Source organism: Streptomyces sp. NPDC058086, from assembly GCF_042885015.1.
GTDB lineage: Bacteria > Actinomycetota > Actinomycetes > Streptomycetales > Streptomycetaceae > Streptomyces.
Genome location: NZ_JBHVST010000019.1, coordinates 111854 through 133266, shown reverse-complemented (window position 1 = coordinate 133266; position 21413 = coordinate 111854). Strand labels below are relative to the sequence as shown.

The window sequence follows — 21413 nt, the reverse complement described above, 5'->3', positions numbered from 1 at the left end:
ACCGCTCCCGGGCTCATTTGTGCTGGTGAAGGGTGATATCGACGAGGAGCGCGCGGTGGTCGCTGCCGGCGATGGCGAGGAAGGTGGCCGCGTTCGCGGAGAAGTCCCGGGAGACGAGGACGTGGTCGATCTGGGCGCCGAGGGTGGGGGTGGTGCGGGCGGGCCAGCTGGGGGTGCGCGGGGAGCCGGCCAGGCGGGCGCTGTCGCGCAGTCCGGTGTCGAGGATGCGGCGGAACGCGGCGTGGTCCTGGGAGGCGTTGAAGTCCCCGGCGAGGACGGTGGAGCTGTCCTTGTCCCCGGCGGCGTAGTCGCGCAGTTCGCCGAGCTCGTGCCGCCACAGCCCGACCTGCCCCGGCAGTGGCGGCATGGGGTGCGCGAGCTGGAGCCGTACCGCGTGTCCCTGTACGTCGGCCACGGCCCCCGGCATCCCCATCGTCCCGCGTACGCCGTCCGCCACCGCGAGCGGGAACCGGCTGATGATCACGGATCCGTCGGACCCGGCACCCTCGACGGACACGCGGTACGGATAGCCGGCCCCCGGGCGCTGGAAGGCCTTCTTGAGCGTGGCGGAGCACGTGTACTCGCACTCCTCCACGAACACGATGTCGGGCCGGTGCCGTTCGACGGCGGTGACGAGCGCGCGGGCACCTCGTCCGAACTGCACGTTCGACGTCATCACCCGCAGCTCGGCGACCGGACTCCCGGTCGGCTCACTGGTCTTGCCGTAGGGCTCGATGTACCAGGCGAGCGCGCCCAGCACCAGCACACCCCACACCGTTGCGACCCGCCGGCGGGCGAACAGGGCGAGCAGGAGTCCGAGGCCGGTGGGCGCGAGGAGCCACGGCAGAAAGGCGAGCAACTGGGGCACGGGGGTGATGCCGTCGCTGTCCGCGACCCGGCACCCGACCACCACGCTCACCCCGGCCAGCAGCAGCCCGCCCGCCCAGGCCCCGGCCCGTCGGCCCCCGGACCGCGTCGGCCGATCCTCGGACCCCGCCGGGGCAGTCACCGCAGTGTCCAAGTCCGGGCCTGCCTTCCGCTCGTTCGCGTGGGGTGCCCGAATCCTCCCTCACCGGCGGGCGGGGCGTCTGCTCAGGCGTCGAGTCCGTCCAGGAAGTCCGCCGGTGCCCCGTTGAACTCCTCCGGTCGCTCCGGGTTCGGCAGATGGGCCGCCGAGGCGATCACGCTGAGCGTCGAGTGCGGCAGCGCCGCGTGGGTGGTCGGCGAGGTCGGGCGCGGCACCTTCGTCCGGGCCGCCCAGGTCCCCTCGGGACGTGCCCTCACCGAGCCCTCCCCCGAATCCCCGGCCCCGCTCGTCAATCTGGAGCTCAACTACCCGTCCATACCGGGCCGGTGGGGGCTGCTCACCCCCGCCCTCGCCCCGCTGCTGCGCCCCGACGTCCTCACCGAGTCCCTGCGCACCGCTCCCGCCACCGGTACGCCCGCCGCCCGCGAGGCCGCCGCCGCCCTCCTCGCCACTCCGGACTGGCGCCCGGCCCCGTCCCGGCCGGTCTTCGCGGGCAACGCCCGCCAGGCCATCGCCGCCGCGTTCGCCTCCCTCGTCCGGCCGGGCGGCCGCGTCGGCGTGGAGGCACTGACGTACCCGCTGGTCAAGGAGATCGCCACGCGGCTCGGCATCGCTCTCGTACCGCTGGCCATGGACGACGAGGGGCTGCGGCCCGAGGCGGTCACCGCGGCCCACCGCTCGGCGCCGCTGTCCGCCGTGTACGTCCAGCCCACCCTGCACAATCCGACCGGCGCGAGATGGTACGTGGCGGCGGCGCTGCGCTCCGGTGCCTGGAGCGCGGGACGGTTCGCGCTGGAGGCCGCGGTGCGCCGGCTGGGCGACGGCACGGTCTCCCGGCTGGTCACCGCCGAGCGGGCGGGGCGGACGCGGCGCTGCGGCAGGGGCTGGTCGCCGAGCACCTCGCCGGGTTCCGTGTGCGGGCCGATCCGCGGGCGTGCCAGGTCTGGTGGGAGCTGCCCGCGCCATGGCGGGCGGACACGTTCACGGCGGCGGCAGCGGCGCGCGGGATCGCGGTGACCCCGGGCTCGGCCTTCGCCGCCGCCCCGTCCGCCTCGGCGGCCGGGGCGGACACCGTCAGGCTCGGACTCGGGTCGGTGGCTCCGTCGGAGCCGGCCCGGACGCTCGGGACACTCGCCGACGTCGCGCGTACGCGGCCGTGAGCAGGGCGGTCAGCGCCACCGTGACACCGAGGACGAGCAGCGCCCAGGAGACCAGGCGCAAGGTGTCGGTGAGGGCGTCGTAGACCGCGCCCACCGCCGTGGGGGACACGTCGGGCGGCAGGTCGGCGAGGGTGAGCCGGCGGCCGACGGCCACCGCGACGCCGAGCAGCGCGGCGCCCAGCGCCGTGCCGAGCCCGGTGGCCAGCACCGCCTGTCTGCGGCACACCGCGACGAGGATGCCCGTCACGGCGAGAACGGCCGCCGTGACGGGCAGCCAGAATCCGGCGACTTCAAGCACGTGGAACCCCTTCCGGAGCTCGGCCAGATCCTCCGAGGGCAACACCGTGATCTCGGTGTGCTCAAGGGGGATGCGGTTCGCCAACGGCACGTGAGCGTCGGCGAGTTGACTTCTGACCTGTTCGGCGACCGGCGCGAGGTCGATCGTCACGGCCTCCTGCCGGTCACTGCGCAGCGCCCGCATCACCGCCTCGTGCGCGGCCCGGTTCGCCGCCTGCCACGCCGTGTGGAACGCCGGTGTCAGCGTGAACGAGCGCACCGCGTCCCGTACGAAGTGGTTCACCGGCCCCTGGAGCGGTGCCCGCACATGGACTTCGCGCAGGATCCCGGTCGTGACGGCCGCGGCGATCGCCTCCCGTACGTCCGTGTCGGCGGCGAGCGGCTCCATCGCGGCCGCGTAACGCTCGTCGTCGCCGATCCCGTACGCCGCCCAGCTCGACAGCGCGCCGAGCGGCGCCAACAGGCAGGCGAGGGCGATCAGGACGGCCGACAGGGTGCTGCGCACACGAGGGGACACCCCACCAGGCAAGGTCCCGTGGGCGGTGGGCGCGAGCGGTGTGACTCCATATGGGTGCAAACGACAAGCCGCTCCGGTGGAGAGCTCACCCGAACGGGTGTTACCTGGTTGTAGCGGCGCTTCCCAGGACTCCTGGGACTTGGTCCCAGGGGGTAGGTGAGTGAGGGAGGTGCACGAGGCCCCGGCAGCCTGCCGGGGCCTCGTGCACCATGTCGTGCCGTTGTGTCAGCGTGCCGCCGCGTCAGTTCACCGGATGGCCCGCCGCGTCCTCGTGCGTGTAGTAGTGGTAGAAGCTCCCCGCGAGCACGAACACCGAGACCCCCAGCGCCATGAACGTGGAGCGCAGCACGGAAGCGCCGGTCAGGCTGTAGAGGAACCCGAACGCGATGCCCGCGAACGCGGTCCACACCAGCGCGTGCAGCTCACGCCTCAGCACCGGCGCCAGCATGCGCACGCCGATGTAGGCGGCCGCGAACACGATCGCGCACACGAACCCGAACAGCACGTTCCAGCCCGTGATCGGTCCGGCGTCGCGCACGTTGGCCGCCGCCCAGTACCCGTAGATCAGCCCGCCGACGACGGGCACCGCCCACTTCGCGACGGCGTGGGTGCGCGCGTCGAAGACATCGGGTGCGCGGTGCGTCCGCGCTGCCCAGGTCGAACCCGCGATTCCCGCCGTTCCCGCCGTACGCCCTGTCACCGCTCCGTGTCGTGCCCCTGACGCCTTCGAGACTGGTGCCGCGTGAATCATGGGAGCACTCCTCTCTCCTCGCCCCGCATTCCAGGTCACACCTCGGCCGGATTGCTGGCAAGTCGGGATGCGGGGGTTTTGGCCTCGTGTTTCGCTGAATTCCATGAAGGTCGTACTTTTCGGCGCCACTGGGATGATCGGCAGCCGTATCGCAACGGAGGCATCGGCGCGCGGGCACCAGGTCCTGGCGGTGAGCCGCTCCGGGCAGTCGCCGGTCCCCGGGGTCACGGCGACCGCCGCGGACGCCTCGGACACGGCAAGGGTGACCGAGCTGGTGGCGGGCGCGGACGTGGTGGTCTCGGCCTGCGTACCGCCGAGAGACGGGACGGATCCCCGGGAGCCGTTTCTGGCGCTGAACACGGCGCTGGTGGAGGCCGCCCGGGCGGCCGGGGTGCGGCGGCTGGTGATCGTGGGCGGGGCGGGCAGCCTGGAGGTCGCTCCCGGACAGGCGGTCGCGGACCAGCCCGGCTTCCCGGAGGCCGTTCTGCCGGAGGCGCTCGCCCACCGCGACGCCCTCGACTTCTACCGCACGGTCGACGACCTCGACTGGACGTACATCTCGCCCGCCGCCGACATCGCTCCCGGCGCCCGCACCGGCGTCTTCCGCCTGGGCGGCGACCGGCTGCTCACCGACGACCACGGCAACAGCAGGATCAGCGCCGAGGACTACGCCATCGCCCTCGTCGACGAGCTGGAGACGCCCGCCCACCCGCGCGCCCGGATGTCGGTGGCGTACTGACGAGGAACGGGTGGTACGGCGACGTGGGCGCCCTGAGACGCATCCGAGACCTGTCGCCGCTGCTCGGCCCTGTGCCCCCGGAGCAGCGCGACGACTCCCTCCAGCGGCAGAAGATGCTGCGGCTGCGCGGCCACAGCGTCGCCTGGGTGCCGCCGCTGTTCCTGCTCATCGCCATCGGACTGGCCGACTGGAACACCTCCGGCGAGTTCCGGATCATCTCCTGGATCGTCCTCGTCCCCGGCGTCGCGGCGGCGATCTGCGGGGTGTGGACCACGGCGGTCTTCGCCTGTCTGGCGGTCGTCACCTACGTCGAGGTGGACGCGTCCTGGCAGCACCAGTACCAGAACGGCCTTCCCGACTTCATCCTCGTCAGCATGGGCGGCGTCCTCGCGGTCCTGGCCTGCGCGGTGCGGGTCCGCGGCGAGCGACGCATGCTGCACATGATGGACGTCGCGGAGACCACCCGGCGCACGGTGCTGCGCCCGATGCCGCCGGGCTGGGGCGGCCTCGACCACGCGGCCGTGTACCTCGCCGCCGACAGCGAGGCCCGGGTCGGCGGGGACTTCTTCGACATCCAGCCGGGCCCCCGCGGCACCCGGCTGCTCCTCGGCGACGTACAGGGCAAGGGGCTGGGCGCGGTGGAGGCGGCGGCCGCGCTGCTCGGCACGTTCCGCGAGGCGGCCTACCACGAACACCGCCTGAGGACCGTCGCCGACCGCCTGGAGGTGCGGATGCTCCGGCACGTCGGCTACCGCAAGGCGGTCGGCAGCGACGACCACGACCGCTTCGCCACCGCCGTTTTGGTGGGCTTCCCCGACGACGCCCGGGACACCGTCGAGTTCGTCAACTTCGGACACGAGCCGCCCCTCGTGGTCGCGCCCGACGGCGTACGCACCCTGCCGCCGGGCCACGGACTCCCGCTGGGCCTCGCCGCGCTGGCCTCCGACCAGCCGCTGGTCCTGACCACCGTACTGGTCCCCGGCGAGACCCTGCTCCTCGTCACGGACGGGGTGACGGAGGCCCGCGACGCCGACGGCATGTTCTTCCCGCTGCTCGACCGGGTGACCCGCGCCCTGACCGAGGACCCGCGCACCGTCGAGCCGCAGCACCTCGTCGAACTCGTCCGCGACGGCACACTGCGGCACTGCGGCGGGCATCTGGCCGACGACACCACGATCTTCGCGGTACGACGACGGGGGGACCCCGAGCCGGTGGTGTCGCCGAACGTGGTCCCGGAGGGCACGGGAGGGGGCACAACCCAGCCATAGGCGGGCGTTTGCCCGGCTGACGTCCCCCCTTCGCAGGCGCAGCGGTTACGGTGCTGGCGTACGTGATCGATGGGGAGGGAGAGAACCATGCCCGGAACCGTGCTGCTCCTCGCGGCCTCACCGGTGGGCAAGGGGTGTCTGGTGGACGCGGCGTCCGTGCTCCCCGTGCTCGCGGCGGTGTCCCCCGCGGTGCTGTCCGGCACGGACACCGCGAACGTGGTGGAACTGGCCGACCCGTTGGAGCCGCAGGCCGTGCTGACCCGGCTGCGCGCGGCCAGCGCGACCCCCGGCCCGCTGACGATGTTCGTGACGGGCCAGCTCCAGCTGGACCGCCGCCAGCGCCTGCCGCACCTCGCACTGGCCCGCACCACCCCGTCGACGGTCCGCTACACGGCCTTCCCCTGGCACTGGATCGCCGAGGAACTCCGGCTGCGCGCGCCGGGCACCACCGAGCTCCTGGTCGACCTGCACGCCGACGCGGAGACCTGGGAGCATCTCGCGACGAGCCCCCTCACCGCGGGCAGGGGGGTCGGCCTGTACGGGCGCGTCGCCCCGCCGCCGCCCCGGCGCACGGTGGCGTCACCGGCGTACATGAAGGCACTCGCCACGATCCTGCGCAGCGGCCGGCGACCGGAACTCCCGCTGCTGCACCAGCAGTCGCTGGCCCGGGTCGAGGCCGAGAGCGGGCCGTCGGGGATCGTGCTGGCGGCTCCCGCGTGGATACCCGTGGTCCCCGACCCGCACGCCGCGATCACCGCCGCCGCGCAGGCAGGCCGGCACGGCGAGGCCGCGGCACTGGCCGCGCGGTGGGAGCAGGAGGCGGCCCGCAGCTGGGGCGTCGCCTCCGAGCAGGCCCTGCACTGGGCGGAGGTCCGCGCGGACCTGGCGATGCTCGCGGGCGACCCGGTCGGCAGCTGCCGCACCTGGCTGGCGATCGCCGGGCACCGGCTGGACGCGGGCCAGCCCGCCGACGCCCCGGCCGTCGAGTCGGCCGTGGACCGGGCCCACCACCAGTGGGGGCAGATCGAAGACTCCGCACGTGCCGTCGAACTCGGCGCCGCACTGGCCGAGTTGAGGCTGCGCGTGCCCGGACGCCGGCAGGGCGCCCTGGACCACGTGCAGCGGCACCTCAGCAGACTCCAGGCGCAGGTGTGATCCTCGGGTTCAGGGCCCGGCGGGCAGTCTGACCCTGAACCAGGCGCCGCGGTCGGAGGGTTCGAGCGTCACCGTGCCGCCGTGCGCCGCCGCGATCGCCGCGACGATGCTGAGCCCGAGCCCGCTGCCCGTACTCCCGCCACCACCCGCGCTCGCGCCCTCGCCCCGTACGAACCGGTCGAAGATCCTGGCCCGCAGCGCGTCCGGCACCCCCGGCCCGTCGTCCGTCACCTCGATGACCCGGTGGTCGTCCTCCGTGCCGAGCCCCAGCGTGGTCGTGGTGCCGGGCGGGGTGTGGGTGCGGGCGTTGGCCAGCAGGTTGGTGACCACCTGGTGGAGCCGGAGCGGATCCCCGGCGACGGTGTGCTCGCCGGGCGCCACCAGCAGCCGTACGGGATGTTCGGGATGGCAGTCGCGGGCGGCGGTGACGGCGTCACGGCACAGCTCCGCCAGGTCTACGCACCGCACCCGCAGGGGCCGGCCGAGGTCCAGCTCGGACAGCAGCACCAGTTCGTCGATGAGCGAGGTCATCCGCTCCACCTCGGTCGACATCCGTCCGAACGCCTCCTCCCGCATCCGCTCGGAGGACGGATGGCCGATGCGGGCGAGCTGGGCGTACCCCGAGATGGTGGTCAGCGGATTGCGCAGTTCGTGTCCGGCGGCGGCGAGGAACTCCCGCAACTGCCGTTCCGAGTCGAGCCGTCGCCGGGCCGCGCGGCCGCCCAGCCACCGGGCACCGAACGCGACCGCGGCGAGCAGCACCAGCGAGGCGGCGGCCTCGGCCCGCAGCAGCCGGGTGACGGCCTGGTGCGCGTCGGTCATCGAGCGGGCGATGACGACATAGGCGCGGTCGCGGTCCGGGGCGGAGCCTCGGGGGCGCACCACGAGCGCCCGGTAGGTGCCGCCGATGCCCACCGGGTGTCCCCGCGCGGCGAGGGCGGCCAGCCGGGCCGGGGTGAGGGCGGGGAAGGACGGCAGGCCCGGGGCGCCCGCGTACCGCTCGGTCACCCGGCCGGTCCGGTCCAGGACGAGGATCAGGCACGACCGGTCCAGGGCGGAGCGGCCGTTCGGGCCCGTCACGCCGGCCGCCTCGCTCAGCTGCACGCCGCGGTACTTCTCGATCTCCTCGTCGGTGCGCAGTACGAGGTGGTGGCCGAGTGCCTGCGCGGACAGCGCGGCGACCGTGCCCAGGGTCACCAGCGTGGCGGCGAGCCACAGGGCGACGGCCCGTGAACCGGCGGCGACCGGTGGTCGCGGGGGCGCGCGGTGCGGGCCGCGCGGAGTCCCGGTCCTCAGTCCGAGCACAGCAGATAACCCGCCCCGCGCACCGTCCGGATGAGCGGCACTCCGGCGTCGCCGAGCTTGCGGCGCAGGTAGTAGACGTAGGTGTCGACGATGCCGGAGCCGTCGGCCCGGTGGTTCCAGACCCGCTCCTGGATCTGGGCGCGGGACAGTACCCGGCCCGGGTTCTCCATCAGATAGCGCAACAGGGCGAACTCGGTGGTGGTGAGGCCGACGGGTTCGCCCGCGGCCCACACCTCGTGGGTGTGGACGTCCAGGCGTACGGCACCGGCCTGGAGGGTGTGCCGCTCGGCCGGGTGTTCGGCGGTGCGCCGCAGCAGGGCCCGTACGCGGGCCGCGATCTCCTTGAGTTCGAAGGGCTTGGTGACGAAGTCGTCGCCGCCCAGGTCCAGTCCGCGCACCCGGTCGTCGACGTCACTGCGCGCGGTGAGGAACAGCACCGGCATGGTGTGCCCCCGCGTCCGCATGGTCCGGCAGATGTCGAAGCCGTCGAGGTCGGGCAGGTTGATGTCGAGCAGCACGAGGTCGGGGCGGCCGCGCGCGACGGCCTGGAGCGCCTCGCGTCCGGTGGCCGCGCCGGTCACCTCGAATCCCAGGAACTCCATGGCCATGGTGAGCATGGCGCGCAGATGCTCCTCGTCGTCGACGACGAGGAGCCGGGCGGGGGAGTCGAAGGGGACAGGGGTGGTCATGTCCTGTTCCTTTACTGGCACATTTTGTTGAAGACGTCGATTGAAATATCAATTTCAAACAGAGCGGCTCGTATGGTGACACGTACCGGCAGGTAGTGAGGCCAGGTCGGGAACAACTGTCCGAGACATGCGGAAGCCCGCCTTCCCGGGGACGGCAGGCTTCCGCATGTCATGGGAAGTGCAGTGGGGATCCTGACAGTTGTGCGTACCTCGTCGTCCATGAAACGCGTGGGCGTGCCGTTCCGTCCCTGTCGAGGGCCTCCCCCGGCGTCAACTCCGGTGCCATGATGGTGAGTCATGACTGCTGAGGGGGAGGGTGTGGCAGCCCGGGCCATCCGCGTGCGTCTGGACGGGACGGCGAGCGACAGCGATGTCGGCGCCCTGAAGAAGTGGCTGGAGCGGGAGAGGCTGCTGGAGCAGCTGGTCAAGCGGGGCGATCTCAGGATCGAGGAGCGCGCCGGGACCGACGAGCAGGGCACGCCCATGGGTGTCGGCATGGACATCGTGCTGGTGCTGATCGGGGCGGGCGCGGAGACGCTCTTCAAAGAGCTGCTCACACAGGTCAAGAGCGCGGTGCGGGCCTGGAGCGACAACCGCGGCTCCGTGGAGAACGGCGATCCGCCGGAGGCCCGTGTCGATCCCCTGGGTCCCGACGAGAGGTAGCCGGGTGGACCGCTTCGACCCGCGGGGAAAGGTGAACCGGGCGCTGCTGGTCGGTGTGTCCGAGTACGAGTTCACGCGGCCGAAGCACCGCGACGGCGTCCCGGGCCAGCTGCCCGCCGTCGCCCACAACCTCGCCGTGCTCGTACGGGCCCTGGAGCGGGGCGGAGTCCTGCGGCCGCTGGAGATCACCGTCGCGCGCTCGCCGCGGCTGGCCGACTTCCGCCACTCCCTGCGCGCGGCCGCCGACTCCGCCGAGGGGCTGCTCCTGCTCTACTTCGCCGGGCACGGCGCCGTGCCCAGCGCGGGCGACGAACTGTGGCTGCAGATGCGCGACGCGGAGGTCGTCCGGGGCGAGACGGCGGGGTTCGAGGGCGCGGCCCGGTTCACCAACGTGCTGCGCATCCTCGCCAACAGCCACGCGGAGCGGATCGTGGTCGTCCTCGACTGCTGCAACGCGGGCAACGCCGCCCGGGTGTGGGAGGCCGTGGAGCGCCCGGACGTCCGACGGCGCGTCTCGGTGCTGATGAGCGTGCAGGCGAACAACCGCATCGACGCGGGCGACGCCGACACCCCCACCCCGTTCACCGCCCGGCTGGTGGAGCTGCTGACGTCGGGTATCGAGGGGCGGGAGGGCGAGGGGCAGGGCGACGAGGTTCACTTCCTGGCCCTCGCTGAGGCGCTCAGGGCCTACATGTCCACCCACCACCGGACCGAACGCGGAGAACCCTGGGAACCGCAGAGCCGCACGGAGAACCCTCCGGTGGACGTGGTGCTGGGGATCCGGGCGGGGGCCGGGAGACCCGTCGGCTCCGGGGCGGCGGCCGTCGGAGCGGGGGCGGTGAGCCTCCCCACGTCCGGTCGCCGTCGGCAGCGCGCTTTCGTGGCCCGGGTGTGTGCGGCGGCGGCCCGGTTACGGTCCGGGGCCGTGGGCGCGCTGCGGCCCTCGGTTCCCGCCTCGAACCGGCCCCCGGGCGGGCCCCCGGCCCGCCGTGTCACGGTCGTCCTCCTCGTCCTCGCCGCCGCCCTCGGTCTCGTCGGCTACTTCGTCGTCGACAACGCGGCCTCCGACCGGTCCGCCTGCGGCCCGCCCGTGGAGCTGCGGCTGCTCACGGACCCCGATCTCGAATCCACCGTGCGCAAGGCGGCCGACGCCTATCTCACATCGGCGGCGAACACCAAGGGCGGCGGCTGCCGGCGCAGTGGGATCACGGTGTACGGCGCGGGCTCGGCGGCCGTGGTGGCGGGCCTGCGCGACCAGTCGGACCCCTGGCAACGGCCGGTGAGCGACGACACCGACCCGCAGCGCGACATCGGGCCCCAGCCGGACATCTGGATCCCGGGCACGCTCGCGACCGCGGCCAGGGCGCGCCCCTCCGGGGTGGCGCGGACCTACGTGACGCTGGATCCGGACACGGCCCCGTTCGCGTACTCCCCGATGGTGCTGTCGCTGCCGCAGGGCATCGCCGAGGACTCGGTGCGCGAGCGGACCGGCGACTCGCTCGCGGGCCTGCGGGCGAAGCTGGCGCGCCGCGACAAGGCCGCCTCCATGCGGCGCCCGGACCCGGAGTACACCGACTCCGCGCTGCTGGCCACGGTCGGCCTCTACGGCCCGGCCAAGGCCGACGTGGGCCGGGCGGAGGGGAGCGTGGCCCAGACCGGACCACCCGCGCCCACCGCCGGTGACCTGCTGTGCACCCTGCCCGACAACGCGGACACCGACCGGAGCACCGCGGCCCTCGTACCGGAGTTCCTGATGGTGAGCGGGGTCGGCTGCGACCGGACGACGCGCACCCCGCGGATGGCCGAGTACCCCGACGACGTCCCGGGCCTCACCCCCACCTTCGTCCGGGTCCACTGGAAGGACGGCGACAACGACGAGGCGGCCCGGGACGACGCGGTGCGGCGCTTCCACGACTGGCTCACGGGCACCGGTCTCGCGGTCTTCGGGCAGGACGGCTTCCGCGCCCCTTCCGGCGCCCGTGCCTTCCTCGCGGCCCACGACTCGGCCAACGGTCTGATCTCCGACCCCGGCCGGCCCGCCGGGGCCGCGGGCGCCGAGGCGATGGACACGGCCCTGAACCAGTACCGCAACGCCAAGGGTCCCGGCCGGGTGCTCTTCCTGCTGGACAGCTCCGGCTCGATGGCCGGCCTGTGGCAGGGGCCCGGCGGTGCCCCCGGCATCCTCAAGCAGTCCCTCGGCGGACTCGGCGCGCAGGACGAGTACGGCGTCTGGTCCGTGGCCTCCCCGGACCGGAGCCCGTACGCCGAACTGCTGTCCTTCGGACCCCACAAGCGCCGCGACGCCGAGCGGGCCCTCGACCGGGCCGCGGTCAAGGACGCGGAGGCCGACCCGTACGGCGCGCTGACGGCGGCGCTGGACACCATGGCCCAGAAGGGCAAGGACGACGACCGCCCCGAGCTGATCGTCTTCCTCACGGACGACGAGGACGACAACCACCTCACGGCGAAAGGCCACTTGGACGAACTGCTCACCTCGGCCCGGACCAAGGGCGTCCCGGTGGTCATGGCGGCCCTCGACAGCGGCGGCTGCGCCAAGGGCAGGCCCGACCAGCGGATCTCCGACGCGAGCGGCGGGCGCTGCCTGGACACCAAGGGCGACCTCGTGGCGGGCCTGCGGGACGAGGTCGCGCGCACCGGAACGGGGGACGAGTGATGCGGCGACGGCGGCGGACATACGGACGGATCCACGGGCGGGTCTACGGATACGGGCTGGCCCTCGCTCTCCTGCTGACCGCCTGCACCGGCGGCGGCCCGTCCGGACCCGGCGCCACGGTCTCCCCCGGCGCCTCCGGCGACATCGTCGTGGCCAGCGGGCGGGACGTGACCGGCAAGGGTGGCATCCGCCAGCAGCTCATCGACGCGTGGAACGCCCAGCAGGACAGGGAACACAGCGACGTCCACGCCCGCCTGGTCGAACTCCCGGGCTCCGCCGACCAGCAGCGCAGCCAGCTGCTCGGCGCGCTCCAGTCCGGCAGCGCCCAGTACGACGTCGTCAACCTGGACGTCACCTGGGTGCCGGAGTTCGCCGCCGCGCACCTCATCCGCCCGCTGCCGGACGCCCTGGTCGGCGCGGACGTCATCAAGTCGGTGGCGAGCACGGCCCGCTGGGGCGGCAAGCTCTACGCCGTCCCCTTCAACAGCGACGTCGGGCTGCTCTACTACCGCCGGGACTACCTCAAGCAGGCACACGTCCAGGACACCGACCTGAGCAAGGGGATCGCCTGGCGGCAGCTGCGGGACCTCACCGACGCCGTCGAGGCGCCGGGCCGGTCGCGGCCGAAGGGCTACGAGAAGGGCTGGACCACCCAGCTCGGCCCGTACGAGGGCCGCACGGTCAACGGGATCGAGGCGTTCCTGTCCGCCATGGACGGCGCCGGGCTCACCGACGAGGACGGCCGTTACACCGCCACCGTCCAGCAGCTGACGGACGGCCTCGCGGAGCTGCGCGCCCGTATCCAGGGCGCCTACACGCTCGGGGACGCGGTCCACTCGGACGAGGGTGAGTCGCTCACCGACTTCGCGGACGGGCGCACCGCGTTCCTGCGGCACTGGCCCTACGCCTACCGCACCCTGCACCAGTCCCTGAGCGAGGCGCAGCTCGGCGTCGCTCCGCTGCCCGGCCGGGCGGTGCTCGGCGGCCAGAACCTGGCGCTGGCCGGATCGTCCCAACAAGCAGACAAAGCAAAGGAGTTGATACGGTTCCTCACCAACAAGGAGAGCGAACGCTGTCTGCTCGACGCGGGGTTCGCGGCCACCCGGGAGTCGGCGTACACGGCCGACGACGTGACCTGCGGCGTGGCGAGGACACCAGGAGCCGCCTCCCCCTCGGCCTCGCCCTCCGGCGAGAGCGCCGACCGCATGCCGCGCGACGACCACGGGCGCCCCGCGTACGCCCGTACGATCCTGCTCCCCGCGCTCCGGCGCGCTGTCCAGCGCCCCCGCACCCCCCTGTACGGCGCGTTCACCCAGACGTTCACCACCGAGCTGGGCAGGCTGTTCAGCGACGACCCGCCGGGCGACGCGGAGTTGGCCGCCGAACTGGACAAGGAGCTCAGGAAGGCACTTCCGGGCTGACGAGATACGCGAGCGCGCCCGACACCAGCGTCCGCACGCCCGGCGCGACCGTCGCCAGGTCGGGCGCGAAGTGCGGGCTGTGATTGCTGGGCACGGCCGCGAACTTCTCCATGAGGTCGTCGCCCGGGGCCGCGTCCCACACCTCGGCCGGGGTACTGGTCACGAACCAGTAGGAGTACGGGATCTTCCCGTCCGCGAGCCGGGGGAAGTCCTCGCTGCCCATCGCCGGGCCCGGGTCGAGGATCGTCCCGGCGCCGAAGACCTCGCCGTGCACGGCCGCGACCCGGCGGTCGGTCTCCGGGTCGTTGACCGTGACCGGGAAGCTGTTGCCGACGACGACATCGGGCTCGCGCGGGCAGCCGGCGGCCAGGCACTCGCCCGCCGCGATCCGCCGGATCGCCGCGATCATCCGCTCACGGACCTCGTCCGACTGCGTACGGATGTTGAGGGCGATCCGGGCCTCGGCGGGGATGATGTTGTGCCGGGTGCCCGCCTCGATCCGCCCCACGCTCAGCACGGCCGACTCGCGCGCCGCGATCTCCCGGCTGACGACGGTCTGGAGCCGGGTCACGAGGTACGCGGCGGTGACGACCGGATCGACGGTCGACTCCGGACGCGAACCGTGCCCGCCCCGCCCGTGCACGACGATGTCCACGTCGGTGGAGGCGGACATGATCAGTCCGGGCGAGTGGGCGTACAGCCCCGTGGGTCCGGGGGCCGCGTGCTGGGCGAGCAGGACGTCCGGCCGCGGGAACCTCTCGTACAGCCCGTCCGCGACCATCCCCGACGCGCCCTCGCCGGTTTCCTCGGCGGGCTGCCCGAGCACGAGGAGCGTGCCGGACCAGGTGTCGCGTCCGGCGGCGAGCGCCCGGGCCGCGCCCGCCAGCCAGGTGACGTGCAGATCGTGCCCGCAGGCGTGCATCACGCCGGGCGCCTGGGAGGCGTACGGCAGTCCGGTCTCCTCCCGCACCGGCAGCGCGTCCATGTCGGCGCGCAGCAGCACGGTCGGCCCGGGCCCGTTCCGCAGGACGCCGACGACTCCGGTGCCGCCGACGCCGGTGACCGTCTCGAACCCGGACGTGCGCAGCCGGTCGGCGAGCGCGGCGGCCGTCCGGTGTTCCCGCATCGACAGCTCCGGGTGCCGGTGCAGGTCCCGGTAGAAGTCCTCCAGGCCGGGAACCGGGAGCTCGGCGGTGAGGTCCAGTGCGATGCGTGCGGCAGGCGAGATCACGGGGCCAGCGTAAGGGCCGCCGACGGGACGGGGGAGTTCCCGTCGGCGGCCGGTCTTACCGCAGGGCCACCGCGTGGCCGGTGTGGTTCTGGAAGTGCGGGGTGGTGGCTTCGGCCGCCCGGGCGGGGCCGGCGTTCGCTGCCAGGACCAGGGCGGCGACGGCGACGACGGCGGCACCGAAACCTCTGAAGTAGCGCGCGGAAATACGTCGGAGCATGGCGACCTCGCAACAACAGCGGCGTATTAAGCAGGCTTAATCCGCCGCTTAACGTAGGGGCTCGAAGCATCAAAGGGCAAGGGGCGCAAGGGGAGTTGGACAATAGTCAAAAGTTGGCCGAGTGTAAGTCGGGTTAATGGCATGCTTAATCCATGGCGGAGCGTGACGGCCCGGAGGTCATCGGGCGCAGGGTTCAGCAGTTGCGTACAGAACGCGGACTGACACAGAAGCAGTTGGCGGAACCGGCGTACACGCCCGCGTACATCTCCACCCTGGAGGCCGGGCGGGTGCGGGCCTCCGAGCCCGCGCTGCGGCACATCGCCGAGCGGCTCGGGGTGGCGTACGAGGAGATCGCGACCGGGCGCCCGGCCCACCTCGCCACCGATCTGCGGCTGCGGCTCACCGACGCCCAGCGCACGCTCGCCACCGGCGAGGCGGAGGTCGCGGCGGAGCAGTACGCCGCGCTCCTCGCGGAGGCGGACGCGCACGGACTCGTCGCCGAGCAGGCCGCGGCGCTGCTCGGGCTCGGCGAATGCGCCCTGGAGACCGGGGACCTGCAGACCGCGCGGGAACGTTTCGAGGCCTCGGAACAGCGCCTCGGCGACGCGCCCCTCCCGAACCGGGTACCCGCCCTGCGCGGCCGGGCCGTGTCCCACTACCTCGCCGGTGAACTCCGCTACGCCTGCTATCTGTTCGAGTCCACCCTCGACGAGCTCAACCGCACCGGGATGCACGACCCGGACGCGCTGCTGCTCCTCTACACGGGCGTCATCGCCCCGTACATGGACATGGGCGTCCATGCGCGGGCCGCCCAGGCTGCGGAGTTCGCGCTCGCCCTGGCGCCCCAGGTGGCTGATCCGGCCCTCGTCGCCCGGATGCACCGCTCCGTCGCCCGCACGATGATCGCCGAGGGCCGGGTCGCCGAGGCCGACGCCTCCCTCGCCAAGGCCTCCGAGCTCTACCGGCAGCTCCAGATCCGTACCGAGCTCGCCAACTGCCACTGGATGCGCGGCTACTTGTACGCACAGAACGGGGAACTGGAACGGGCGGAGGGCGAGTTGCGCGAGGCACAGGCGATGCTCTCCGCGAAGCGCGCCGCCCTGTACACGAGCCAGGTCAACGTGGAGCTCGCGGACGTACTGCACCGGCGCGGGAAGTCGGCCGAGGCCGCCGTCCTCCTCCACGAGGTGCTCGGTGACCTCAGTCCCGAGCGCGGTGCCGTGCACTCGGCCGGCGCGCACCGACTGCTCGGCATCATCGCCGAGGACGCCCGGGACACGGAGTCCGCCGAGGAGCACTACGTGCGGGCGCTGAGTCTTCTTGAGCGGGCGGGGGCGGCGGGGGATCTCGCCGACCTGTGCCGGCTCCTCGGAGACCTGTTGCGCCGCACGGGCCGGGTCGAGGCGGCCCTCGACGCCTACCGCACGGGCCTCGGCCACCGGACGGCCCCCGGCACCACCACTCTGGGCCCGGCCCCGGCCCAGCCCCCTCTGTAACGGACCCGCTCGCACAGTTCCCCGCGTCCCCGGGGGTGGTTCCTCGGCCGCGGGCCGGTGGGGGCTGGTCGCGCAGTTCCCCGCGCCCCTAAAGCCCCGGCCCGTCCGGAGCTTGAGGACGAGGAAGCCGGAGAACCCCTACGCGCGGCGGTGGTGCGCGGACCCCCCGAGGGGTGCCTCGGAGGCGGATATCTCGGAGGCGGGGATCTCGAAGATGGTTTCGAGGCCGTCCTCCTCGTCCCACTGCTCGCCGACCTCCGTGAAGCCGAACCCGGCGATCGTGGCCAGGGACGCGGTGTTGTCCGGGCTGATCGTCACACGTACGGTCCGGACCCGGGCATCGGCGGCGGCCCGGCGCATCAACGCGGCCAGGATCGCCCGTGCGTAGCCCTGGCGGCGGTGGCCGGGGTCCACGGAGTAGCCGATCTCCACCATGCCCGCCTCGTCCGGCGGCCCGTGGAACCCGGCGTAGCCGACGACCGCACCCTCCGGCTCGGCGACCACGACCTTGGCCAGCCATCCCGCGCACTCGGGGCGCGAGGCCAGCTGGTTCAGCCGGTAGCGCCAGAGCCAGCGCGCGCCGTCGCTGAGGAAGTACTCGGTGAGTTCGGCCCCCACCTCGGCACCGGCCCGGTCGAGATCGGAATCCAGCAGGGCTGTCATGGCCGTGCTCGACAGCTCGACGAACCGCACCGACTTGTCTCTTGCAGCGTTGTCTGTCACAGCGCGGATCCTCATCGGAGGGAGCCGGACCTGTCGAACGGTTTTCCCCGTACGCCCTCCGGGGCCTTTACGGCGTCACGATCGGGAACGCCTTGTCCGGCTCGGAGACGTACGAGAGCAGCCGGGCCAGCACGGTGGTGTCGCCGTCCGACTCGATGCCCGCGAGGCCCCGGCCCGACACGACCCCGAGCAGTTCCGGGCGGGTGAGGGTCAGGGTCAGGTCCGCGTGGGGCTTCGGGGTGTGGTGGACCGGCATGGCGCGGTGGGTCAGGGCGCCGTTGTGGAGGTTGACCCGGTGACGGCGCTGCTCGTCGATGACGACGAGGTCGAGGGTGAGGTGTTCGTTCCAGGCGCGGGGGCCCTCGATCCGCACGGCGAGCGAGTCGAGGAGCATGCTCACGGTGAGCGCGGACGTCAGTTCGGGGCTCGTGGTGTCGACGGGGATGTCGGCGGTGCCCGCGCGCAGTTCCAGGGCGGCCGTGAGGTAGGCGTTGCGCCAGGTCCCGTTCTCCGCGCCGTACCCGAGCCGTTCGTAGACGCCCGCGAGAGTGTCCTTCGCGGCGTTGTTCGACGGGTCGGCGAACACCAGGTGGTTGAGGAGGGTGGCGGCGAACCGCAGGTCGCCGGCGTCGATGTACGCCCGCGCCTTGACCAGGGTCTCCGTCTGACCGCCCGCCAACTCCACGTACCGCCGCCCGAGTTCGACCGGCGGATGCTCCCAGAGGTGGGCGGGGTTGCCGTCGTACCAGCCCATGTACCGCTGGTAGACGGCCTTGACGTTGTGGCTGACCGAGCCGTAGTAGCCGCGGGCGTGCCAGGCCCTCTCCAGGGCGGGCGGCAGCAGCAGTTCCTCGGCGATCTCGGTGCCGGTCAGGCCCCGGTTGAGCATGCGGAGGGTCTGGTCGTGCAGGTAGGCGTACAGGTCCCGCTGTTCACCGAGGAACCTGACGACGTTCACCCGGCCCCAGATCGGCCAGTGGTGGGAGGCGAACGCCACGTCGTAGGTGTCACCGAACACGTCGATCGTCTCGTCGAGATAGCGGGCCCACACATGCGCGTCGCGGACCGGGGCCCCGCGCAGGGTGAGCACGTTGTGCAGGGTGTGGCTGGCGTTCTCGGCCACGCACAGGGCGCGCTGCTCGGGGAGCAGGAAGTTCATCTCGGCGGGCGCCTCGGTCCCGGGCGTGAGCTGGAAGACGAACCGCACGCCGTCGACGGTCTCCTCCTGCCCCGTCCGGGTGATGTCCACGTTCGGGGCGATGAGCGTGACGGTTCCGGTGGAGGTGATGGTGCCGAGCCCGGTACCGATCTGGCCGCGCGGCGCCCTCGGCAGCCGGGAGCCGTACATGAACGCCGACCGGCGCAGCATCGCGTTGCCCGCGAAGACGCTCTCGCTGACCGCGTGCTCCAGGAATCCCTCGGGCGCGAGGACGGGCAGCCCGCTCTCGCTGCCGTGCGCCACCACCCCGCGGGCGCCGCCGAAGTGGTCGACGTGGGAATGGGTGTAGACGAGCCCGGTCACCGGCCGTGCACCCCGGTGCTCGTGGTAGAGCCCGAGGGCGGCCGCGGCGCACTCCGCCGAGATCAGCGGGTCGATCACGATCACACCGTGCTTGCCCTCGACGAGGGTCATGTTCGAGAGATCGAGGCCGCGCACCTGGTACACGCCCTCGGTGACCTCGTACAGGCCGTGGCGCGCGCACAGCTGTGACTGCCGCCACAGGCTGGGGTGCGCGGTGTCGGGGCAGTCCTCGTCCAGGAACGCGTACGCGTTCCCGTCGTAGACGATCTGTGTCTCGCTGTCGGTGATCACGGGCGGGTCCAACGCCGCGATGAACCCCCGATCGGCGTTCTCGAAGTCCGTGAGATCGTCGAAGGGAAGGTCATCACGCGCCGGGACGGTCATACGTCCAGCCTCTGCCGACGAGCGGTGAGCGGCTAGTGGAGTGGGCCGTTCGTGACGTGCGCGGTCGCGAGGTGTGGGCTCGTGACGTGCGTCAGAGCCGGTCCATCCGGGTGTAGGGGCTGAGGATGCGGGCCTGGCGGGAACCGAAGTCGACGAGCATGGCGATGCCCTCTTCGACACCGATGATCGTGCCCAGGCCGAACTGGTCGTGGGTGACCCGGTCTCCGAGGCTGAATTCCTTGGCCACGGGGATGACCGGGGCGGCGAAGGGGCTGGTGGGCAGGTGGCGCCGGGGCGCGGAGGGTTTCGTCATCGTGTAGCCAGTATGGGCTTTGTTTGGCCGGTTGGAAGCCCCGGATTTGGTTCCGCAGCCGGATCGTGGCCTTCGGCGGTGCCGACGATCTTGGACCAGACGCCCCCGGAGACGGACAGCGAACGGCTCCCCGCCGTGTACGGGAGGGGTGCGGGCAGGGCCGCCTTCTTGCCCTTGGCCGGGTGTTCCGCGAAGAGAGCGACGGTGAGGGTGAGATGTTCGTCGTACGTCGTCCGCCAGAGCGTGCGCAGGCCCGCGGCGCCGGTGTGGGTGGCCGGGAGAGCGTCCGACCGGCCGTACAGGAGCTTGGTGATCATCTCCGCGTTGTCGCGTGTCATGGCCGTACGGGTGCGGGGGTGGGCCTCGTAGAGGGTGCGGCCCGCGCGGGTGATCTTCGCGACCGTGTACGGCGTGGCGTAGACACCGTGTGCCGCCGCCGTGGCGTACGCGGAGGCGAGCCGGAGCGGGGTCGGGGCCGCGGTGCGGGTGAGGTCCGTGAGGGGGGCGAGCAGCTTCATGCCGGAGAACGGCTGGAGCGCGGTGCCGGCCTCCACCGCTCCGTCCCGCGCGTCGTTGAAGGGCTGGCCGGCGTAGTCCGCGCCGCCGTACAGCACGCGGACCGCGCCGTCGCCGGGGACCAGCGCGACCACGGCCGTGTGGACCCGGACGTCCCCGGCCGGTTTCACCTCGGCCCGCTTCCCTCCACCTGCCTTCTCCTCGGCCGCCTTCTCCTCGGCGGTCTTCTCCCCGCTCTTCTCGCCGGTCTTCTTGTCGGTGTCGTCGGCCGCCAGCTCCGCCGTCGCGTCCTGCGCCGTCAGGTCGAAGGTCGTACGGACCGTGTAGCCGCCGCGGGCGAGCTGGTCCTCGGTGATGCCGAGCCGGTCGGCGGCCTCCGAGGCGGCCGCGTCGATGAGGTACTGGCGCTGGCCGTCCGTGTCGCCCGGCGGATAGAAACGGAAGGCCGGGAAACGGGCCGCGGCCCGCTGCGCGGACGTGATCGCGCCGCTGTGCGCCATCGCGTCCAGCACCCACTCCCAGCGGTCCACCAGCTTGGCCGTCACCTTCGGGTCGGAGCCGGCCTTCTCGTAGTACGAGGGAATGTTGATGACGGAAGCGAGCGCCGCCCCCTGGCTCACCGTGAGGTCCTTGGCGTCGACGCCGAAGTAGTTCCGGGCGGCGGACTGGATGCCGGCCGCGCCCCGGCCGAAGTACACCGTGTTGAGGTAGCCCTGCAGGATCTCGTCCTTCGAACGGGTGCGGTCCAGCTTGATCGAGATCAAGGCCTCGCGCGCCTTGCGGGACAGCGACTGCTGCGGGCTGAGCAGGGCGTTCTTCACGTACTGCTGGGTGATCGTGGAGCCGCCCTGCCGGCCGCCGCCGCTCACCGTCGACCAGGCGGCCCGGGCGATCGCCTTCGGGGAGATCCCGGTGTCCGTGCGGAAGGACCGGTTCTCCGCCGCGATCACCGCCTCCTGCACATACCGGGGGACCTGCGAGAGCGGGATCTCCTGCCGGTCCACGGGGCCGCGCCGGCCCAGGTAGTCGCCGTGGTCGTCGACGAAGACCGTGCTCTGCATGGCCGTCTCCGGGTGCGGCTCGGGGATCTTCGTCAGGTGGTACGCCACCACGGCCGCGCCGACGAGGTTCGCGAGGAGCGTGAGCAGCACGACGATCGCGCGGCGCAGCCGGCGCCCGCGGGTGCGACGGATACGGATCCGCCGCTTGACGAGCCTGCGGCGCAGGCCCGCCATGAGCCGGCCGCGCCCACCGGCGCTGTGTCGCCCGCGGCCGGGGCCGCCGCCGCTGCCGTGGTCATCGGCGGTCACAGCGACGTCGGTGCCGCGGTCCGTGTCCACGTCGT

18 protein-coding genes and 1 pseudogene are annotated in these 21413 nt (G+C 72.8%); 8 read left to right on the top strand and 11 right to left on the bottom strand.

Going from position 1 to position 21413, the window contains the following annotated elements; translation table 11 throughout:
• Nucleotides 1-13 precede the first annotated feature (13 nt).
• Nucleotides 14-1021, bottom strand: a complete 1008-nt coding sequence (locus ACFVWD_RS17880) for an endonuclease/exonuclease/phosphatase family protein (protein WP_389597108.1) — start codon at nt 1019-1021, stop codon at nt 14-16.
• Between the two features lie 195 nt (nt 1022-1216).
• Here ACFVWD_RS17880 and ACFVWD_RS17875 point away from each other — a divergent pair.
• A pseudogene (locus ACFVWD_RS17875) lies at nt 1217-2187 on the top strand (aminotransferase class I/II-fold pyridoxal phosphate-dependent enzyme); the annotation flags it as partial.
• On the opposite strand, the gene ACFVWD_RS17870 reads toward ACFVWD_RS17875, so the two are convergent.
• Nucleotides 2102-3001 (bottom strand): hypothetical protein, encoded by a 900-nt coding sequence (locus tag ACFVWD_RS17870; protein ID WP_389597107.1) that lies wholly within the window; start codon nt 2999-3001, stop codon nt 2102-2104. The pseudogene ACFVWD_RS17875 and the gene ACFVWD_RS17870 overlap by 86 nt on opposite strands.
• Before the next feature lie 241 nt (nt 3002-3242).
• Nucleotides 3243-3752: a hypothetical protein gene (locus ACFVWD_RS17865; protein ID WP_389597105.1), complete on the bottom strand. Its 510-nt coding sequence runs from the start codon at nt 3750-3752 to the stop codon at nt 3243-3245.
• Nucleotides 3753-3855: 103 nt separating this feature from the next.
• On the opposite strand from ACFVWD_RS17865, the gene ACFVWD_RS17860 reads away from it, so the two are divergent.
• The 3 genes from ACFVWD_RS17860 (at nt 3856) to ACFVWD_RS17850 (ending at nt 6914) form a co-directional block, all read left to right on the top strand.
• Nucleotides 3856-4491 (top strand): NAD(P)-dependent oxidoreductase, encoded by a 636-nt coding sequence (locus ACFVWD_RS17860; protein WP_389597104.1) that lies wholly within the window; start codon nt 3856-3858, stop codon nt 4489-4491.
• A 113-nt stretch (nt 4492-4604) separates the two neighbouring features.
• The gene (locus ACFVWD_RS17855) at nt 4605-5759 is read left to right on the top strand and encodes a PP2C family protein-serine/threonine phosphatase (protein WP_389597126.1); all 1155 of its coding nucleotides are present in this window, start codon (nt 4605-4607) and stop codon (nt 5757-5759) included.
• Nucleotides 5760-5846: 87 nt separating this feature from the next.
• Nucleotides 5847-6914, top strand: coding sequence for a hypothetical protein (locus ACFVWD_RS17850; RefSeq protein WP_389597102.1), 1068 nt, complete (start codon nt 5847-5849; stop codon nt 6912-6914).
• A 9-nt stretch (nt 6915-6923) separates the two neighbouring features.
• Here the strand turns inward: ACFVWD_RS17850 and ACFVWD_RS17845 are convergent, their stop codons facing one another.
• Both ACFVWD_RS17845 and ACFVWD_RS17840 read right to left on the bottom strand, forming a co-directional pair.
• Nucleotides 6924-8219 carry a sensor histidine kinase gene (locus tag ACFVWD_RS17845; protein ID WP_389597101.1) on the bottom strand — a complete coding sequence of 432 codons (1296 nt, stop codon included), beginning with the start codon at nt 8217-8219 and terminating at the stop codon, nt 6924-6926.
• Nucleotides 8207-8908 (bottom strand): response regulator transcription factor, encoded by a 702-nt coding sequence (locus tag ACFVWD_RS17840; RefSeq protein WP_168493745.1) that lies wholly within the window; start codon nt 8906-8908, stop codon nt 8207-8209. Before ACFVWD_RS17840 ends, ACFVWD_RS17845 begins: the two co-directional genes overlap by 13 nt.
• Nucleotides 8909-9205: 297 nt before the next feature.
• Between ACFVWD_RS17840 and ACFVWD_RS17835 the strand changes: the two genes are divergently transcribed.
• Genes ACFVWD_RS17835 through ACFVWD_RS17825 form a run of 3 tightly spaced genes read left to right on the top strand, consistent with a single transcriptional unit; the run spans nt 9206 to nt 13666 of the window.
• Complete coding sequence (locus ACFVWD_RS17835; RefSeq protein ID WP_389597099.1) at nt 9206-9571, top strand: hypothetical protein; 366 nt, start codon at nt 9206-9208, stop codon at nt 9569-9571.
• A 4-nt stretch (nt 9572-9575) separates the two neighbouring features.
• Nucleotides 9576-12245, top strand: coding sequence for a caspase family protein (locus ACFVWD_RS17830; RefSeq protein ID WP_389597097.1), 2670 nt, complete (start codon nt 9576-9578; stop codon nt 12243-12245).
• Complete coding sequence (locus ACFVWD_RS17825; protein WP_389597096.1) at nt 12245-13666, top strand: extracellular solute-binding protein; 1422 nt, start codon at nt 12245-12247, stop codon at nt 13664-13666. The genes ACFVWD_RS17830 and ACFVWD_RS17825 overlap by 1 nt, the downstream gene beginning before the upstream one ends.
• Here the strand turns inward: ACFVWD_RS17825 and ACFVWD_RS17820 are convergent.
• Nucleotides 13644-14897, bottom strand: a complete 1254-nt coding sequence (locus ACFVWD_RS17820; protein WP_101403598.1) for an amidohydrolase — start codon at nt 14895-14897, stop codon at nt 13644-13646. The two genes, ACFVWD_RS17825 and ACFVWD_RS17820, sit on opposite strands and share 23 nt — an antisense overlap.
• Nucleotides 14898-14952: 55 nt before the next feature.
• Nucleotides 14953-15114, bottom strand: a complete 162-nt coding sequence (locus ACFVWD_RS17815) for a hypothetical protein (RefSeq protein ID WP_168493755.1) — start codon at nt 15112-15114, stop codon at nt 14953-14955.
• A gap of 152 nt (nt 15115-15266) precedes the next feature.
• On the opposite strand from ACFVWD_RS17815, the gene ACFVWD_RS17810 reads away from it, so the two are divergent.
• Nucleotides 15267-16610: a helix-turn-helix domain-containing protein gene (locus ACFVWD_RS17810; protein WP_389597094.1), complete on the top strand. Its 1344-nt coding sequence runs from the start codon at nt 15267-15269 to the stop codon at nt 16608-16610.
• A gap of 138 nt (nt 16611-16748) precedes the next feature.
• Here ACFVWD_RS17810 and ACFVWD_RS17805 read toward each other — a convergent pair whose 3' ends face one another.
• The 4 genes from ACFVWD_RS17805 to ACFVWD_RS17790 all read right to left on the bottom strand — a co-directional run bounded on the left by ACFVWD_RS17805 (nt 16749) and on the right by ACFVWD_RS17790 (nt 21408).
• On the bottom strand, nt 16749-17273 hold the full coding sequence (locus ACFVWD_RS17805) for a GNAT family N-acetyltransferase (protein ID WP_389597125.1): 525 nt from the start codon (nt 17271-17273) through the stop codon (nt 16749-16751).
• A gap of 127 nt (nt 17274-17400) precedes the next feature.
• A complete protein-coding gene (locus ACFVWD_RS17800; protein WP_389597092.1) occupies nt 17401-19239 on the bottom strand; it encodes an alkyl/aryl-sulfatase in 1839 nt (612 codons plus the stop codon).
• 91 nt (nt 19240-19330) lie between these two features.
• Complete coding sequence (locus tag ACFVWD_RS17795) at nt 19331-19552, bottom strand: hypothetical protein (RefSeq protein WP_217569960.1); 222 nt, start codon at nt 19550-19552, stop codon at nt 19331-19333.
• Complete coding sequence (locus ACFVWD_RS17790) at nt 19549-21408, bottom strand: transglycosylase domain-containing protein (protein WP_389597090.1); 1860 nt, start codon at nt 21406-21408, stop codon at nt 19549-19551. Before ACFVWD_RS17790 ends, ACFVWD_RS17795 begins: the two co-directional genes overlap by 4 nt.
• Nucleotides 21409-21413 lie beyond the last annotated feature (5 nt).